Here is an 18,906-nt window from a genome sequence, read left to right as displayed (position 1 = left end):
ATTCTCACTAATTCCTCATAGACTTTTATAGGAGAAGAACCTGTTGCTAAACCTAATACGCAAGATTTATTTTTTTCTTGTTTAGATCTAATTAATTGCTCGATTTCCTGCGCTACAATTATCGAAGCTTCTGCTGAATTTTTGAAGATTTCATTGTGGATTTTCTCAAATCTGGTTTCTTCAAATTTTCCCGCGCTTTTATAGCTGATATCAGGTTTGGTTTCTAAATCAGTTTCCATTTTTTATTAATTTTATTTGGTTATTTTATTTTAGAATAGGACAAGTCCCATCGGGCAATGTCATTAAGTTAAAGGGAAATCTATAAAATTACTTAACAGTTTAATCAAGAAAGTAATTAGGAAAATCTGTTTTCATCAGTGTTTTCGCTTTAGCGAATCAGTAAAATCAGCGTCTAATTTTGACGCTGATAAAACAGATTTACTTGGTAAAAACGCGGATAAAAACGGATTTGATTTGCAATGATTTTATTTTTTAAAAGCTTAACTTAATGACAAGTCCCATCGGGACGTTATATTTATAGAAATTAGGGTTGTCTTATATGAACCCCAGCGGGGTGACATATTTTCATAACAATATAAATGTTTGAGATATTACGCTCCTCCGGAGCTTAGGTGAATGCTAATAATTGGCTATAAATATTACGCTCCGCTGGAGCTCATCATTAGCACTTTATTTATTTCTAAATCTATGTTTCTATGTGTTTAATAATTTTTTTATCAGAAGAAAGAGTAGTATACAACCCGATGATAACAAATACAACTCCAAAAAGCGTATACAAAGTAAGTGGTTCATCGACCACAAAATAGGCAATTAAAAATCCGAATATCGGACAAAGAAAAAGCCAATATGAAGCTTTGATTGGATTGTTTTTTAATAAATACAACCAAAACTGAACCGCACCAATAGAAACCGCAATTGCCAGCCACGAAGTCGAAAACCAAAAACCGCTGTCGAAAACATTCTTATCAGGTTCATACGTTAAAAACAAAACCGGAAGCAGAAATACAGCGCCAATAATAGTTTGCCACCCATTAATTGTAAGAATGTGTAAGCCGTTCCAGTTTTGTTTTGAATAATAAATTGTTCCTAATGAATAGGCAATCATACTTGTAACTAAAATAAGTATCCCGCCGGGAGTTGCAAAACTGCTTTGTAATAAAGGATAAGCCGCTAGAAATACACCAATAAAACACAGCATTAAACTAAGTATGTTTTTAAATTTAATTTTATGCGATAACCAAACAGCTGAGATCAAAACAATAAAAACAGGATTAGTTGCTACAGCCAGACTTCCCAAACCGGCGGATACTTTTTGCATGGCAATGACATACAATCCCAAATAAACAGTGATATTGAATAAACCATAAATGCTGATTTGTACCCATTCTTTTTTTTGTGGAAATCGTTTTGCCATTAAGATATGCGAAATAAAAAGCATAATGGTTCCGGCTATTATAAATCTGAAAATAGAAATCACAAAAGGTTGTGCGGTGTGCAAACCAATTTTAGTTGCCGTTGATGCAGATGCCCATAAAAAAGCAAATAATATTCCAGCAATAATGATTTTAAATTCTTTAATTTTAGTCGTAATCAGGAGCATTTTCTCTTTCATCATTTTATGAAATAATAGTTTTGTTTTTAGAAAAATCCAAAGTTTCTATTTCAGATAAATCATCATTAAATTGTACAAAAGTGGCAGGAAATCCGGTTTTTATTTTTCCGAATTGATCTTCTAAACCAATTGCACTTGCAACGCGCGAAGTTGCCATTTTAATCGCTTCATCTGCCGAAACATCGAGATGATTATACGCATTTTGAACGGCTTCTAACATTGAGATTGTTGCGCCTGCGAGATTTCCGTCGTCGTTTCTGTAAAAACCATTATCAAGATGTGCATCAAAATTGTCCCATTTAAAGTTGGCTACTTTTCGACCTAAAAATGTTGCATCGCTAATCAAAAAGAATTTTTCCTTTTTGAGTTTGTATGCTAATTTTGCCGCAGCATAATCGCAATGTGCGCCATCCAGAATTACAGGAGCATAAACATTTTCATTTTCAAAAGTGGCGCCAACCAAACCCGGTTCCCGATGCCCAAATTGTGTCATTGCATTAAATAAATGCGTTACAAGTTTAATGCCTTTCGAAAAGTAAATCTGTGCTTCTTTGTACGTAACCGTCGAATGTCCAATTGAGATTTGGATACCACTTTCTAACAGCATATTCAGTTGTTCGTTTGTAAAACATTCCGGTGCAATCGTGATCACTTTGATAACATCTTTTCCAAGCTTTATAATTTCTTCAAGCTCAGCATTCGTTGGTTTACGAACCTGATCAATACTATGTGCGCCACGTTTTAACGGATTCAAAAACGGTCCTTCCAAATGCATTCCGATTACGCCATTATCATGTTTTTTCATATAAGTACGAACGGCTTCAATTCCCTGCAAAATTGTTTCATGCGATGAAGAGATCAAACATGCAAGTACTTGCGTAGTTCCGTATTTTAAGCTGGCATCATAAATATCCTGAATCGTTTCCTCGGTTGGAGTCTGACTAAAATATAGTTTTTCTCCACCATTAATCTGAATATCTATAAAACCCGCGGAAATATGTTTTCCTTTTAAATCAATCGTTTCAATAGCATTTGGAATTTCTTTTTGTACCGATAAGATTTTTCCGTTTTCGATGATAATAACTCCGTTTTCGATGATTTCATCGCCTGTGTGTACGGTCGTATTGATAATCGCTTGTTTCATTTTTTTTAAATTATTTTTTTAAATTTTTAATCGGATTAATCCCGATAGCTAAACCGGATTAAATCCGGCCCTACAATATTGGTCGAGCCGATGGCTCTTTTTTGAAAGCTGGATTTTTAATCCAGCTCTACAAAATTTGTTGAGCTGATGGATCTTTGTTAAACCGGATTAAGATCCGGCCCTACAATATTGGTCGAGCCGATGGCTCTTTTTTGCTTTTTGTTTTAATCTATCAATTTCGTTTTGACGTTTCTTGATTGGGATTTTCTACAAAATTAGCCCGATAGCTTTTTTACTTTTTAATTAATTTGCTGTTAATAGTTGTATTTGTATCATTTATATTTAAAAGATAAATGCCTTTGGCTTGATCTCCCAATGAAAAATAAGTTTCTGTTTCATTAGAATTTAATTTTTCTGTACGAATCATTTTACCTGATAAATCATAAATGCTGATCGTAATATTTCCTTTAGGATGGTTTATTTTGATTTTAACTAAATCATCAATTGGATTTGGATTTATTTCAATATTAAATTTTTGATCTTCAGTTGTTACCTTTTCCTGTGTTTTTTTGCTGAGCGAAGGATTGCTTGCCGCAATAAAACTATCCGCGCCATTCGTTAACCAATTTAAGCTAAAACGAACAAAATACATTTGATAAGTTGAACTTTCTCCATTTTCATAATAAATGCCAATTGTTCCGTCCGGCAAAATCGTTAAACTTGAATATGCCGAAGCTCCGGTAAAAATAGTTTTTGGCGATCCCCAAGTTGTTCCTTCATCGGTACTCAATAATACACTCACATTTTTTCGGCTTCCTGAAAATGGAATAGAATGTAATAATCTGTTTTTATCATAACCGTCAAGCGTAGAAGTATAGCGAATAAAATCGCCATCGCAATTAGGTTCAGTAATACTCGCTTGGTTGTAAGCCGTTCCCCAGGTTGCACCTTTATCTGTAGAAACATTAAAACGACGCGTTCCCGGATTACGAATACTCATCATGATATTGCCATTGTTTAATTCTACAACTTTGGCTTCGTCTCCGTCTAATTCAGCTCTTCCGGTTGATGCTGTCCACGTAATTCCGTGATCAGCACTTGTAATCATATAATTATTAATGTGTTCAACGCCCGAAACATTTTCGCGCACTGCAATTGCAGCTACAATTTTTCCGTCACGTAATTGATGCGCTCTTCCTGAGGCTACAAATAATCCTTTCCAACCCGGATTTGGACCATAAATTTGGCTTGTGATATCAACAGGAGTTCCCCATGTTACGCCATTATCTGTACTATGAATGACTAAAACTTTTGCCGGTGCTGCATTTGTCGAAGCAAAAAAGCCTTTCTCGGCAGAAACCAGACACAATAATTCTCCCGTAGTTTTATCCAAAACCAAAGACGCATCGCCCGCTCCGGTTGAAGCACCAAAATTGGCAATGACAATAGGAGCAGACCACGTTTTTCCGTTATCTGTACTGCGACGAACGACAGGATCAATTTTGGCTGCTAGATCTCCGGCACCATTCCATCTTTTATCTGTTACCGTTACCAATGAACCATCGGCAGCGGTGATAATGGCTGGAATACGATAACTGGCAGATCCTGCATCACCCGGAGTAAACAAAAGCGTATTGGCTAATAATATAGTACGGTTGCCCGAAACTGTATTAGCTGTTGTATTGTATGTAATGCTGTTCGCTACGATTGATTCGCAAGTAGCATCTAATAGATTTCCTTCGGTTGCAGAAGCTGAAATGTCATACGTAATCCAAAAATAATTATCTCCGTTTATTAATGCTTTTGATCCGTTAATAATAAGATTTCCGCTTGACGGAGAAACATTTCCAAACAAAGTTGCCGTTGCAGGATTAAAAATTGCAGTAGATCCGCTGGAGTAAATTTTGATATTGGTAACATCAGCAATATTTGTAGTTCCTGCCATGGTAAATTTTAAAGTACTTACCGTAAGAGGATTTATTGTCCCACTAACAGAAGCTTTTACAGCAATAATTCGTTGGTTAGTATCGCCAATTCCGGTTGGTAATTCAGTTTGAACTAATGAAACTGCATTGATTTGCATTTCATTGGTTTGGGCAATTACCATCGCTCCATTGTTTAATGTTCCCTGATGATTATTTCCTGAAATGTCCGGAACGGTTGTACCGCTAATGTTTTCGAAATCCCAAGCTGCAATTAAGTTGGTTTGTGCTCCGCTTATAATTGCTGTTTTATCCGTTACAATTTCTGCGGCTGTCATAGCTTTATTCCAAAAACGAATATCGTCTAATTGCGCATTCATATAAGAAGCAAAATTACTGAGAGTTCCAAATAATAAATCTCCGGTATTTGAAACTGTATTGGTTCCGCCAATATTTGTGGTGGTTTTGGTTTGTTGCAAAACACCATCGACATAAATTTTACAACTTGTTGAAGCAACATCTATAACCATTGCTAAATGATGCCAAATATTGTTGGCGATATTTGAAGTTCCGTATGGAGGTCCGGCAGCACCGGCACTTGTCGTTAAATTAACTCCAAATTGTCCACCGCCGGCAGATGTATTATTGATAAATTCATATCCGATTCCTGCGCCACCTGGGCGTTTACTTAAAATACGTTTGCTAAAATCTGAGGTTTTTATTTTGCAGGTCATCGTTAAACTTTGTCCGGCTGCTATATTAAAATCACTATGATTTACGACCGACATATAATCATTAACACCATCTAAAGATAAAATCATCGGAAAAGCATTTGATGTCGTTGGAGATCCAACCAAAGTTCCGGGATGGTTATTTCCAGAAACATCAGGAACAGTTGTACCGCTTATACTTTCAAAATTCCATGCAGCCAGAAGATCTGTTGCAGGAGCATTGACAATAGCGGTCATATCAGTTTGCAGCTGAGTTGCTGTCATGGCTTTATTCCAAATGCGGACATTGTCGATTTGTCCTGCCCATTTGTAACTGTTACTTGCATCTGAAGTCGCTCCAACCACAAAGTTTAAAGCATTAGAAAAATCAGAAGTAACCGATGTAAAAGGTTTTCCGGTATTCGCCAGAACGCCGTCAATATATCCGTACATGGTTCTATTACTTGAAGCGTCAATAACCAAAGCAATATGATGCCAGGTTCCGTCTGCAATAGAATTGACCGAATATCCTGCGGTACTAATATTGTTTGGCGTTCCGGTTCCGTTCATATTTAGGGCAAATTTTCCGGCATTGGTTCCGTTGCCTGTCCAAAATTCATAACCGTTTCCTGAAGAGCCATTTCTTTTGGCAAAAATTCTTGGTGTTCCGGTTGAAGTTGTTGTTTTTATCCAACATGTAATTGTTTTGTTTTGGCTTGCGCCGAAATCTAAATCAGGATGATCAGGAACAGTCATAAAAGTAGAAATTCCATCGAGGTTCAAAACCTTACCACTTTGTGCTTTGGTACTAATACCATACAAACACATAAAACACGAACAAAATAAGCGTAATAAATTTTTCATAGTTTTTATCTTGGTTAAAATTGGTTAATAAGCGTAAGATTTAATCACGAACATCTTGATGGAATAGCTGGTACTATAACAATTATGGCAATAGTTTATATAATAATTAATATAAACTAAACATTAAATGTGCCTAATAGACGGTCATTTACAAACTTTGATTTTCATGCTTGACTGTTTTTTCAAGATATTCGTTTAATATTTGCGAGCAATACCATTCCTGACGTGGCAAGTGAAAAGGTCCTTTATAGAGATTTCCTTTGGCAGTTTGCGCTACAGTTCCATCTCTGTGTAAATATCCAAACCATTCTCCGTTTTCTTTATCGTGGAATTTACTGTACGCATAATCATGAATCATTTTATGCCATGTTGCATATTTTTCATTTCCGGTCATCGTGTACGCCAATAATGTTGCAATAATAACTTCATTTTGAGGCCACCAGAATTTCATATCCTGCCAATATTCCTGAACAGGTTTACCATAAACATCGCAGAAATATAAAATTCCGCCATGTTCTTTATCCCAACCGCGTTCCCACATATAATCCAGCATTTTACAGCCTAAATCGATTAAATGCGGATCATTATTTCTGTATTTTGCCTCATGCAATATGAACCAGGCACCTTCAATAGCGTGGCCTGGATTCAGCGTTCGGCCGTCAATGTGATCGATGATTGAGCCATCAGGAGCTACTTGTTCCATCACACATTTAATGTCGTGTTTTACAAAATCATTTTCGATTTCGGCAATCCATTTGGTGATCCATTCATCGCAACGAGAGTCTCCAATGGTTTCTCTTATTTGCTGTGCCGTATTGATCATAATCATCGGTGATCCAATTCCTTTTGACGGGCGTTCTCCTGTATATTTTGGTTCTAATAAATCCGGAGTGCTCGAATATTTAATGCATTCGCCAAATAAATGACGTGCTTGTTCTGCAACAACTTCATCTCCGCTAGCTTTCGCGTAAGCGCTCATTGCAATCACAGCAAAAGTTTCTGAGAAATAATAACGGCGTTTGCGGATTGGGTTTCCTTCACGGGTTACGTGAAAAAACATTCTTCCATCAGTATCAAAACAATGTTTGTTTATGAAATCAATTCCTGATTTAGCGCCGTCCAGCCATTTTTGTTTAGGTTCAATTGTGTTATAAAGCGTCGATAATAACCATGCAGTTCTACCTTGAAACCAAACCGATTTATCATCGTCGATTAAGTCGCCATTTTGTCCGCGCATTAATAAATAACCGCCGTGAATAGTGTCTATCGATTGTGGAAACCAAAACGGAACAGTATCATTTAATAATTGGTTCTGATAAAAATCTTTTAGGTGTAAGAGATCAATATTGGAATAACTCATTTTATATATTTTTTAGACTTAGTTTTTGTATTTGCTAAGTGTTGATTTCTTTTTTTATTCTAGTGTTTGAATTGGCTACAGCTTTAGCTGTAGTAATAAAATGAAATAGAGATTGGCTTTAGCCAAAAGACTTTGACCATTTGGCTAAAGCCCTATTTATTATTCATTCTTCAATCTCCAGCTAAAGCTGGAGGCTATTCAAAACAATGAGAACGATTAGTTTAATTTGATTTTAATTCGTGTTTCAATTTTTATTATTTAAATCCAGTTGAAAAGTCGAACACGGCAAATTCGCTTCATTGACAAGATTTGCTGTTGTATAAGGTTTCCAGGCATATAAAACGGTTTTTATCTTTTCGCCTTTTGGAATGTTTATTGAAACTTCGTTTTTAATAATTGTTGCTTTACTTTCGATTCTAATTCCTTTTTCGGTGACCAATTCAAAACCTGTTAATTCTTTATTATTGGCTGTCGATAATTGTTTTGCATTCGAAAAAGAAACTATAATTGCATCACCTTTTTGAGTTGCTTTTTGTGCCGATGGTCCGTTTGCGATTACATTTTTCCCGTATGTATATTTCAATGCCAAAAGCGCCAGACGATCTCCAATTTGTTTTTTCCTTATCGGATGAACATTTGTAGAATCACCATAATCTGAGCTAATTACCATTCCGCTATTCGGGATTATTTTCTGTAATTTATTTTGTACATCTCTAAATGCTGGCCAAGTCGGGCGATCTGTTCCTGATAACTGAACGTAGTAAAAGGGCAGGGAAGTCCCCCAGGCTTTACGCCAACTTTGCACTAAAACCGGCATTAAATGTTCGTACAATTCGATGTTGTGTGCGTTGCTTTCTCCCTGATACCAGATAATTCCTTTTACAGGAAAATCGGTAAAATGAGTTACGCCGGCTTCATAATTATAACCAGGTCCGTACGGATGTCGCTGTTTTGGGTTTTTGGCATTTTTCAAATTTTCATCCGCTCGAGATCTTACCCACGGCATCATAAAATCAGATTTTCGCCAGTTGGTTAATTCGTCTACCACTTTGTCATCATGTTCTAAAGTATATCTGTCGATCCAGGATTCGATGGGAGATCCGCCAACGGAAACTTGGATTAAACCAACTGGAATATTTTCTTCATGAGCAATATTTTGTCCGAAGTAATAGGCTATTGCCGAGAAATCTTTGGCACTTAAAGAATCGGAGATTTTCCATTTTCCGGAAAAGAATTCTAATCGATTTGTTTTTTCCAAAGTAATAGAATCCCAGGTTTTTTCATCTGTTTCGGCAATGGCTTCAAAATTGAATAACCGAAGATTGGTATTGTTGATGGCTTTTTTAATTTCAGTAATTCCGTTTTCTGATTTATAAAGTGGAAAAGCCATATTCGATTGTCCGGAACAAAACCAAACATCTCCAATTAGAATATTTTTTAAAACTATATTTTTTTTATTTGATGAAATTGTAATCTGATGTGTACCGCCGGATTTCATCTCAGGAAAAATTACTTTCCATTTTCCGAATTCATTTGTAATAGTAGTTTCTTTTTTATTGTCTAAAGTAATTTCGACTTTGTCACCACCATTTGCATTTCCATAAATTACAATTGGTTGATTTCTTTGCAAAACCATATTATCGGTAAAAACAGGCGATAATTTTAATCCGCCAAAATCTTGGGTGATATTTCCATAAACTGTTTTTGCTAAAATTGTTGCGCCTTCTTTTGTGGGATGTAAAGCATCAGGAAAAAGATCAGGACGATTGTACAATTTTTCATGAAGATCAATTAGTTTGACATTATTGGCTTTTGCAATTGATTCAATATGTTCCTGAATTTGCCAAAACCAATCTCTCGTTCCTGATTTAAATCTTGGATGTTCATTGAATATCGGCGTCATTTTGCAGATATAAATTTTTACCTTCGGATTTTGTGTTTTTAAAGTATCGATTAACCATGAATAATTAGCATCAAAATCTTCTCTGTAATTGGGCCAATTTCTGGGATCAGTATCGTTTAAACCCAAATGAATAATGGCAATATCCGGACGATAGGCAATTGCTTCGGCACATTTTTCGGTTTTAAAATAAGGCGTACTTCCTTTCTTTAAAAGCGTTGCGCCGCTATGTCCAAAATTTTTGACTTCGTATTGATTTCCCATCAAAATTTGCAATTGCGAAGGATAAGATTCTGTCTGAGGATTGGCTAAAAGATAACCAGCGGTAACAGAATCGCCAATGCAGGCAATTTTTATTGGAGTTTGCGCCGTCATTTCAAGATTCAAAATCATTGAAATGAAAAGCATAACTATAAAAAGATTTCGTTTTTTTGTTCTCATTTTTTTTGGAACTATTATTAAAAAAAGGCTCATTTATAAGCTGGGCAAAGGACATAGCTCCGCCCTGGCTTATAAAAACTTCAAAAAACCAACTAACTCTTAAATTGTAAAAAAGGGGTGAACGATTACGTTTTACGCATCTGCAAAATCATTGACTTTGGGTCGTAGAAAACTAATTTGAACTATTAATGCAAGCAATACAACTCCGGCCATCAGCGCGAAACCAAAACCTAAAGTTCCGGAATCTGCAGATTTTCCAAGCAATGAAGTAACCAATGCACCGCAGCCAACTCCGGTCATATTTAATACTCCGTAAGCGGTTGCACGATGTTTTGAGGAAACAAACTGACAGATGATGGGCATATTATTGGCATCGAACATTCCGTATCCAATACCAAAACATAAAACGGCTCCAACCACATGAAATAAGGAATGACCAAAACCAATTAGCATTAAGGCGGGAATTGTTAAACTCAGACCAATTGCACTGGTATAAACTCTTCCTTTTATATTTTTTTGAACCCATTTATCAGATAAAATCCCCCCGAAAATAACTCCTATTAAGGATGAGAATGAAATTGTAATTGTTGCTATTGGTCCGGCCTGATCCATTGAGATTCGTAAGTTGTCTGAGAATAGGGTAGGTAACCAGTTTTTAGTTGCCCAACCCGGTAAACTGATAATGGCGAAATAAAATAAAATTACCCAGAATGAAATATTGGTAAACAATAATGCTAAACCTTTAAAAAGTGAATCCTTTTCGTGTGTTTTATTAAACTCAGGATCAAATGTTTTGGTCGAAACTTTTTTCTCGTATAAAAAGAAAACCAACACGATCGAATACACAATGCCCACAATACCAAAATGATGAAAAGTAGTATGCCATGAAAATCTCGCAGCAATTGTAGCGCCAAAACCTCCCAAAGCCGAACCTACATAAAGCCCTGTCATGTGAATACCAATGGCAAGCGATCTTGTTTTTTGCTGATGATAATCGGCGATTAAAGATAAACCTGCCGGAATATAAAGGGCTTCACTCACGCCCATAATGGCTCTTAACCAATAAATCTGATTGTATGTTGTAGCATAACCCATGGCGTATGTAACCGCTGACCAAACAAATAAACTGCCAATGATTAACCATTTTCTATTTAATTTGTCGGCGATAATTCCGGAAATAGGGCTCATTAAAGCATAAATCCAAAGGAAAATAGCCATTAAACGTCCAAAATTTTCACCCGAAACCAGTTCAGGAATGTCGGCTTCCATAGATGGTCTCATGGTCGCCAGCATTTGTCTATCCATATAGTTTAGCAACGCTACAATCCAGAGTAACGCGACTACTAACCAAGGATAATATTTAGAGTTTTTCATATTTTGATATGCTTTATTATTTATTCTTCTCAACCCTAACAGGTTTTTTTGAACCTGTTAGGGTTTGTTATTGAACATTTTATTTTTATAGTCTAATCTGCCGGGGTTTGCCAGACCTAACAGTTTTTTAAAACCTGTTAGGTTTCTTTGTCCAGCCTTCAGTTATTTTATAGTTCCCAACATAACATCTGGCGTACGAATTCCGGGTTTTATTTCTCCATTCGATAAAACTACTTTATCATTCCAGATTGTGGCTGTGGTTGTTACTTGTGCAAGAAAAGGCAATTCGCCAATTTTTGACCATTTATTTGTATGTGTGTTGTATACTAAAATAGCGTTGTAAAAACCTTTATGTGTCGTGTTTAAAATATTTTTTTCGGCAATAAATTTTGACTTTTCTTCTTCAGATGTGGCTTTTGCAATTTGGGACAAAAAGGTTTCTATTTTATGAAAAGTCGTTCCGTTATCTCCGCCAAGAATCAAAATGTATTCATTGCCAACAGCAACTCCTGCGCCGGCAGAAAAATTTGTTTTGTGTTTTCCGTCAGAGATATCAGCTTTAGTTTCCCAAACTTGTTTTTTTAGATCAAAAGCTAAAGTAGTGTTGTGTAAATCGCTTATTCCGGTTGGAGTTTTGGTTCTTCCGCCAACAACATAAATTTTATCATTTTGAATTACTGCAACTGAATTTGCTAAAGCAAAAGGTAATTTGGGCAACGATTTCCATTCCGGTTTTTCAGCATTCAAATCAAGACTAAAAACTAAATGGGAGGATTGTTTTGCTTCATCTCCGCCAATTGCGTAAACAATATTTTCATGATTTGTAAGCGTAATATTGGTAATGGCGATTGGGAAATCCTGTAATGATTTTGTTTCAATTTCATTTTTATCGGCATTCCATTTTATAATGTATGCTTTATTCGAAAGTCCGTTTTCATTTTCTCCGCCTACATAAACGATTCCTGAATTTGTGGTTGTATTTCCCGGATATGCAATTGATTCCGGTAATGTATTTATAAATTTTTTGTTCCAATGGTATTCATCGCCCACTTTTTCTAAAACATGAATTTCATTCGAATAATGTTTTTTTCCGCCTTCCCAAGGCATTTTATCCTGAAAATTTGCTCCTCCGGCAACAATCAAAACGTTATTGCTAATTCCGTTTATGGGACCTGCAAAACCTAGTGAAAGACTTCCGTCAGCATTTTGCAATTGTGCGGCTTTTTTCCATTCGACATTTGAAATCTTTGTTTTTTGCGAAAAACCAATGGTTGTAGACATAATAAAAATAGTAAGGATTAAGGAAGAAAAAGACATATTCATATTGGGTTTGTTTTAGAGAAAACGAACTTGATTATTTAGATTTAAAAGCATCGAAATTTAAACCTGCAACATCTTTTTTGAATAACTCAAATTGTTCAGCACTCATGTTTTTAACCGGCAGTCTAAATTCTCCTAAATCATGACCAACCAATTTCATATACGCTTTTCCAACAGAGATTCCGCCATATTTACCTAAGAAGCGAATCATATCAATTGATTTTTGCTGAAGCGCTCTTGCTTTAACCAAATCATTAGTATTGAAAGCTTCAATCAAATCATAATATAATGGAGCAGCATAGTTAAAAGTACTTCCTACAGCACCTTTTGCACCCAGAACCAAAGCAGATAACATATTTTCGTCACGTCCCCAAAGCATATCAAATTTTCCGTTTTCGTAGCTCATACAACTCTGGAAATCCATAAAATCTTCGTGTGTGTATTTTACACCTGCAAAATTTGGAAGTTTTCCATCTAAAGCTCTTACCAAATCGTACATCGCAATATTTACGCCTGTTAACACGGGAATGTGGTAATAATAGAATGGCATATCAGGAACACTTTCCCCAACTTTAATACAGATTTCGGCAAGTATATCTACATTGTTTGGTTTAAAGTAAAAAGCTCCGGTTAGAGAAACAGCGTATAAACCAATTTCGTAAGCGTGTTTTGCAAGGTCGATACAATCAGCCAGACAAGTTCCGTCAAGGAAAACCATTACTTTAAAATCGGCATCGTGATTGGAGCAATCTGCCCAGGCTTGTGCAACGGCTTTTTTTTCTTCTAAGGTTATAGAAACTCCTTCGCCGGTTGATCCGTTGATGAAAGCTCCGGTGATTCCGTTTCTTTTTAAAAAAGTATAATAAGCGGGAATCAGGCTAACATCTAATTTTCCGTTGCTGTCAAAAGGGGTGAAAGGAGCAGAAATCAGACCTTGTAAATGTTGAATTTTCATGTGTATGTTTTTTTATTATTTGTATTTTGTTTAATTAAATCGGGAACTTTGACATTCCCGATCTAATGGTAAACTATAGTTTTTAAATCTTATTTGCTAATAGGATTCTGAACAATTTTTGGATTGAAGTTGATTGTATTTTGAGATATCGGAAACAAAACTTCTTTTCCTGCTGTCATCGATGGCACTAAACTTGTTTTGTTGAAACGAACTAAATCCCACCATGATTTTCCTTCAAAAGCCAATTCTTTCAAACGTTCATTTAAGATCACATTATCATTATTTGCAGGAGAATCATTTGTGAAAGAAGCCGTAGCATCTGCTCTTTGCATTACCAAATTCATTTCTGTAGTTGGATCTTGTCCTAAAGCATTTTTAATTTCAGCTTTCATTAATAAAATATCTGCCCAACGGTAAATGATAATATCACTTACAAAACGTCTTAAAGTTCCGTCAACAGTTCCGTTGTATTTTACCAAACCTGTCACTACAGGAACTGCTCCGTTGTATAAAGTAAGGTAAGTTGCAGCTTTTCTGGTGTCTGTCGCTGCAAAGTTGAATCTTGTAATATCCGGTTGCACTCTTGAAATTCCGGCATTTCCGGCTCCAGTTCCTAATGTTCCAAAAGTGGCTGTTGCTGTTGCAGATGTTAATGGAGCAAAATCACTTGGCCCCACAAACATAAACTGATTCCAGTTGTCGGCTAAATTCGAAGGTAAATCTGCAAGCGAATAACGAACGGCAAAAACTACTTCGGCATTTGCTTTTTTGTCGTAAGCAAAAACATCTTTAAAATTAGGCAATAAAGTTGGAGTTCCCGGTATTGTGTTTATGGCTGTTAATGCTGTATTCAAATCTGCTGTTCCGCCACCTAATTGTTTTGCGGTCCATAAATTTACATCGGCTTTTAAAGCATAAACAGAGGCAAGCGACAATTGAATTTTATTATTTGTTGCGTCAGGAAAATTTGCAATTGCTGCATCAATATCTTTTTTGATGAAAGCAAAAGTTTCTTCGATACTATTACGCGGAATAATATATTGTGACTGATTGCTGTTTTCTGTAGGATCTGTTACAATTGGAACTCCACCCCACGAACGCGCCATAATAAAATAACATAAAGCACGCATCGAATACGCTTGTGCAAGATATCGTTTTTGCTCATTTACTGTTGTTGGGCTAAAGGCAATTTGTGGTACATACTTTAAAACTAAGTTTGCAGAATGTATTACTGTATATAAACCGGCCCAGTCTACGTCGATATTTTGCGGCGTAAGCAGGTTGTTGTAATAATTGGCTAAAGTCAATGGTGATTGAACACCACCAGTTATTTCGGCACTTCTGGCTCCTCCCAATAAATAATAATTTTGTTGGGTTTGGATTCTGAAATTTACGTACATACCATTTACACCGGCTTTGGCGTCATCTTCAGTTTTCCAAAAACTATCAGATGTAATAACACTATCAGATGTAAGGTCTAAATCATCCTGACATGAGTTGAATAGAGAAAGACTAGCAAAAAGTATAGTGTATAAAAGGAATTTCTTTTTCATGATTTTATTATTAAAATTTACAAACTGATATTTAAACCAAGAATAATATTTCTTGGAACAGGATATGTACCTGTAGAACCTGCTGCGCTTAATCCTAAACTTGATCCTCCGTCAATACCTTGTACTTCCGGGCTTAATCCTTTGTATTTTGTGAAATAGTATAAGTTGCTTCCTGTTACATAAACGCGAACCGATGTTAGTTTTGCTCTGTCAATTAGCATTTTTGGCAGGTTATAGCTAAAAGTGATTTCTCTAATACATAAGTAATCTCCACTTTCGTAGTAACGGCTATTTCCCTGAAACATATTGGTGTTGTATGCTGCTCCGCTAGCTTCAGATCTAAACAAGTTGTTTTGATTCGTTTGATCTGCCCAACGGTAACGAGGTACATCTGTAACATCACCTTCTTTTTGCCATGATTGACCAGTTTCTGCCAATAATCCGTAATTACCCTGAAACTGACCTAAGAAACGTGCTCTTGCTTCGTTGTAAATTGTAGCTCCTAATGAGTAATCTGTTCTTACTGTTAAAGAGAATCCTTTGTATGAAGTATCAAAATTAAATCCTCCTACAAATGTTGGGAACATATTTCCCATATATTTTCTGTCTCTGCTGTCGATTACTCCGTTATTATCCGTGTCTTCAAAAACGGCATCTCCGGCGAATTTTTTACCAGTAGGATTTCCACCGTCTGCAGCTGTTTTAGTTACATAAGTATCATGTACTTTTAGGTTGTAAGCATCTGCTTCTGCCTGAGTAGAAAGAACGTATAATTGTTTGTGCGCGTAGAAATTTCCAATTTTTTGTCCTTCTTGCAAACCTCCAACATATTGATATGTTCCGCTATTTTGATCGTAAATTTCTGTTCCGCCAATTCTGTTGTTTAAATTTCCATTTGATGGTAATTTTTCAATTGTATTGGTATTGTGAGAAACGTTTGCTCCAACATTAATTTTCCAGTCGTTTTTATTGTAAAGATTCGCTTGTATTTCTAATTCGAAACCTTTACTTCTTAATCCACCAAGATTTGTTAATACGGTAGAGAAACCACTATTTGATGGTAAAGTCAGATTTGTTAATAAATCAGAAGTTAATTTGTTATAAAAATCTCCAATAACTCTGATTCTGTCTTCGTTGAAACCTAAGTCGAAACCACCATTTACAGTTTCAGATTGTTCCCATTTTAATCCCGGATTTGCAATTTGTGAGTTGATGATTGCAGATTGTCCGTTGTAACTATTTGCTACACCATTTGTAGAACCTGAATATAATCCTCCTGCCTGAAAATCTCCAAGAGTTCCCAAGTTCCCATTTACACCATAACTTCCACGAAGTTTAAATGAGGAGAAGAATTTTGGCATTGCCGCTTCCCAGAATTTTTCTTCCTGAATGTTCCATCCTGCAGAAATTCCGGGAAAGAAACCATATTTATTGTCTGGTCCTAAACTTGATGAACCATCATAACGGAATGATGCTGTTGCAAAATACCTGTTTTTGTAATCGTAATTTACACGTCCGAAAACACTATTTAAAACCAATTTTGTATTGTTGCTGTAAACAGAAACCGGAATTGGAGAAGAATCTAAAGTCTGCGCCAAATCTGATGGGCTTCCTTTTCCTGATGCGTTAAAAGATTTGATGGTTCTGTCGTATTTTGAAGCTCCTAATTTAGCATCAAAATCTCCAATTTTATCCCATCCTTTTTTATAAGCAAAAACTCCTTCGTATTGTACTTGCGAAATTTGATTGCTCAATCTTGTTGCTGTACGTGTATTATCTACCAAACCACTGTTTCCGCTTAAGAATGCCTGTTGAAAAGTATTGTCATTTTCGTTTTCACTATAAAGAGACATAGAAGGAGTGAAGGTGAAATCTTTAGCCAGTTTTAATTCGCCATCAACGCTTATTTGCAATTTGTTATTTTCGTTGATTCCTTTAACTTTCCCCATTTGATACAAAGGATTTCCGTTGATGTTGTTTTGACCCGGAGCCAATGTTCCATCTTCAAGATATAATTTTGTAGTTGGTGAGTTTCCTAAATATCGGTTGAAAACTACGCTATTGGCAACCACCTGATTGTTACTCGCTTTAGAGAATAACATACGACCATTGATGGTAAAATTATCGGCTACTTTTAAGGAAGCATTTAATTTACTTGTAAATCTTTGATATCCTGTAAATATGGTGATACCGTCGCCTTTTAAATATCCTAAACTCAAGTCAAAAACGCCTGTATCATTACCTCCGCTAATACCAAGGTTATGACTTTGGGTCATGGCAGTTTGAAATAAAACATCATTCCAGTCTGTACTTTTATACATAATAGTACTATTAGAATTTAAAGGATCTTGTAGTTCCTGCCAGCCTTTTGCCTGCAATTGCGAAATACTTTCAGGCGTTAAATTAGATTTTAATAAAGTAGCAAACGGAGTATTGTTTTGTAGGTTATTGCCTGTACCTGCCGGAGTTGCACCTGTTAACTGACCCAATCTTGCAATACCTGTTGTTGTAGAAAGTCCTGCAATTTCGGCAGCATTATACAAACCCTGACGTTGAAATTTGATGTAATCTCCTCCGTCCATGAAGTCGTATTTTTTACCAATTGTACTACTTTGAGTAGAAACATTATAGGTAATTTTCATTTTACCAGATTTACCTGTATTTGTCGTAATAATAATAACACCGTTTGATGCACGTGCTCCGTAAATAGAAGTTGCAGCAGCATCTTTAAGTACCTGAAGTGAAGCAATATCAAAAGAGTTGATGTCGTCTATTTGAGTACGAATTACGCCGTCTACTATATATAAAGGTGTTGCTCCTGCAGGATTATCGATAGAAGTTCCTCCACGAACTAAGATGTTCGAAGCTTTTCCAGGTTGTCCGGAAGCCGTTTTGACCACCAAACCGGTTACGTTTCCTTGCAAAGATTGTGTTACGTTTGAATAAGGTACATTTTCTAACACTTTTTTGTCCAGTTTAGAAACCGCAGTACTTAAAGTTCGTCTGTTTTGAGAACCATATCCTACTACAATTACCTCATTCATTTGTTGTCCAATTTCTTTAAGAACAATAGTAAGCGGTGCAGTACCAATAGCAACTTCTTGTTCCTGAAGTCCAATATAAGAAACGATTAAAGTAGTCGCATTATCCGGTACTTCAATAGTAAATTTTCCGTCAAAATCTGTTTGAGCGCTAAACTGAGTTCCTTTTGCAACAATGTTTACGCCTGGTAAAGCTTCTCCTTTTTCATTTGTAACTGTACCGGTAACTTTCTTTTGAACTAAGTCATTCTTTTTTACATTTTTATCTGTAAGTGCAATACTTTTTTCTGTCTTCGCAGAGGCTAACTGCATGGTAAAAACTAAAAGCAACGCAGATGTCAATTTAATAACTTTTACGTGTTTAGGAGTAAACCTACAATTTATAGGTTTACTTTTTGGCAATAATTTCATACTTTTGTAATGGTTTGGTTAATAATAACTTTGTTAAAGGTCTATTATCTATTTCCTTATCATTGTTCCTTTATGGAACCGGCCAGCAATGTTTCCAGCATTAGCTGGCTTTTTTATGATTAAGAAATAAATATTTTATGCAATTGTTATGCTGATATTTATGTGATCTCTAATTTCTTTACCGGATATAAAACCTAATTTTTCGTTTTTTGATTTTTTAAGATGGCTTAAATCTTAATGAAATGACTATTTTAAGTTTGTTTTTTGAATTTATTGCT

The 18,906-nt window shown here is 35.8% G+C and carries 10 protein-coding genes and 1 pseudogene; all 11 read right to left on the bottom strand.

From position 1 onward, the window contains the following. Positions 1–239, bottom strand: a pseudogene (locus tag ACHZDT_RS11805) (glucosamine-6-phosphate deaminase); the annotation flags it as partial. Between the two features lie 467 nt (positions 240–706). After that, complete coding sequence (locus ACHZDT_RS11800) at positions 707–1,636, bottom strand: DMT family transporter (protein ID WP_394774828.1); 930 nt, start codon at positions 1,634–1,636, stop codon at positions 707–709. A gap of 1 nt (position 1,637) precedes the next feature. Beyond that, positions 1,638–2,777 carry an N-acetylglucosamine-6-phosphate deacetylase gene (gene nagA, locus ACHZDT_RS11795; RefSeq protein ID WP_394774827.1) on the bottom strand — a complete coding sequence of 380 codons (1,140 nt, stop codon included), beginning with the start codon at positions 2,775–2,777 and terminating at the stop codon, positions 1,638–1,640. A gap of 292 nt (positions 2,778–3,069) precedes the next feature. Beyond that, positions 3,070–6,273: a LamG-like jellyroll fold domain-containing protein gene (locus ACHZDT_RS11790; protein WP_394774826.1), complete on the bottom strand. Its 3,204-nt coding sequence runs from the start codon at positions 6,271–6,273 to the stop codon at positions 3,070–3,072. 148 nt (positions 6,274–6,421) lie between these two features. Continuing rightward, the gene (locus ACHZDT_RS11785) at positions 6,422–7,633 is read right to left on the bottom strand and encodes an AGE family epimerase/isomerase (protein ID WP_394774825.1); all 1,212 of its coding nucleotides are present in this window, start codon (positions 7,631–7,633) and stop codon (positions 6,422–6,424) included. 244 nt (positions 7,634–7,877) lie between these two features. Then, complete coding sequence (locus tag ACHZDT_RS11780; protein WP_394774824.1) at positions 7,878–9,974, bottom strand: GDSL-type esterase/lipase family protein; 2,097 nt, start codon at positions 9,972–9,974, stop codon at positions 7,878–7,880. A 132-nt stretch (positions 9,975–10,106) separates the two neighbouring features. Beyond that, positions 10,107–11,348: an MFS transporter gene (locus ACHZDT_RS11775; RefSeq protein ID WP_394774823.1), complete on the bottom strand. Its 1,242-nt coding sequence runs from the start codon at positions 11,346–11,348 to the stop codon at positions 10,107–10,109. A gap of 162 nt (positions 11,349–11,510) precedes the next feature. Next, on the bottom strand, positions 11,511–12,629 hold the full coding sequence (locus ACHZDT_RS11770) for a galactose oxidase (protein ID WP_394774822.1): 1,119 nt from the start codon (positions 12,627–12,629) through the stop codon (positions 11,511–11,513). 73 nt (positions 12,630–12,702) lie between these two features. Further along, positions 12,703–13,623, bottom strand: a complete 921-nt coding sequence (locus tag ACHZDT_RS11765; RefSeq protein ID WP_394774821.1) for a dihydrodipicolinate synthase family protein — start codon at positions 13,621–13,623, stop codon at positions 12,703–12,705. Positions 13,624–13,712: 89 nt separating this feature from the next. After that, positions 13,713–15,176, bottom strand: coding sequence for a RagB/SusD family nutrient uptake outer membrane protein (locus tag ACHZDT_RS11760; protein ID WP_394774820.1), 1,464 nt, complete (start codon positions 15,174–15,176; stop codon positions 13,713–13,715). Positions 15,177–15,193: 17 nt separating this feature from the next. Further along, positions 15,194–18,628 carry a SusC/RagA family TonB-linked outer membrane protein gene (locus tag ACHZDT_RS11755; RefSeq protein ID WP_394774819.1) on the bottom strand — a complete coding sequence of 1,145 codons (3,435 nt, stop codon included), beginning with the start codon at positions 18,626–18,628 and terminating at the stop codon, positions 15,194–15,196. Between the last annotated feature and the right edge of the window lie 278 nt (positions 18,629–18,906).

Source organism: Flavobacterium sp. (assembly GCF_043722275.1).
Classification (GTDB): domain Bacteria; phylum Bacteroidota; class Bacteroidia; order Flavobacteriales; family Flavobacteriaceae; genus Flavobacterium.
The sequence above is the reverse complement of the archived record's forward strand: the minus strand, read 5'-3'. Positions and strand labels throughout refer to the sequence as shown.

Excerpts from the sequence above, each read along its gene's own strand:
- ACHZDT_RS11800 (WP_394774828.1), bottom strand. The coding sequence starts at position 1,636 with ATGATGAAAGAGAAAATGCTCCTGATTACGACTAAAATTAAAGAATTT.
- nagA (WP_394774827.1), bottom strand. The coding sequence starts at position 2,777 with ATGAAACAAGCGATTATCAATACGACCGTACACACAGGCGATGAAATC.
- ACHZDT_RS11790 (WP_394774826.1), bottom strand. The coding sequence starts at position 6,273 with ATGAAAAATTTATTACGCTTATTTTGTTCGTGTTTTATGTGTTTGTAT.
- ACHZDT_RS11785 (WP_394774825.1), bottom strand. The coding sequence starts at position 7,633 with ATGAGTTATTCCAATATTGATCTCTTACACCTAAAAGATTTTTATCAG.
- ACHZDT_RS11780 (WP_394774824.1), bottom strand. The coding sequence starts at position 9,974 with ATGAGAACAAAAAAACGAAATCTTTTTATAGTTATGCTTTTCATTTCA.
- ACHZDT_RS11775 (WP_394774823.1), bottom strand. The coding sequence starts at position 11,348 with ATGAAAAACTCTAAATATTATCCTTGGTTAGTAGTCGCGTTACTCTGG.
- ACHZDT_RS11770 (WP_394774822.1), bottom strand. The coding sequence starts at position 12,629 with ATGTCTACAACCATTGGTTTTTCGCAAAAAACAAAGATTTCAAATGTC.
- ACHZDT_RS11765 (WP_394774821.1), bottom strand. The coding sequence starts at position 13,623 with ATGAAAATTCAACATTTACAAGGTCTGATTTCTGCTCCTTTCACCCCT.
- ACHZDT_RS11760 (WP_394774820.1), bottom strand. The coding sequence starts at position 15,176 with ATGAAAAAGAAATTCCTTTTATACACTATACTTTTTGCTAGTCTTTCT.
- ACHZDT_RS11755 (WP_394774819.1), bottom strand. The coding sequence starts at position 18,628 with ATGAAATTATTGCCAAAAAGTAAACCTATAAATTGTAGGTTTACTCCT.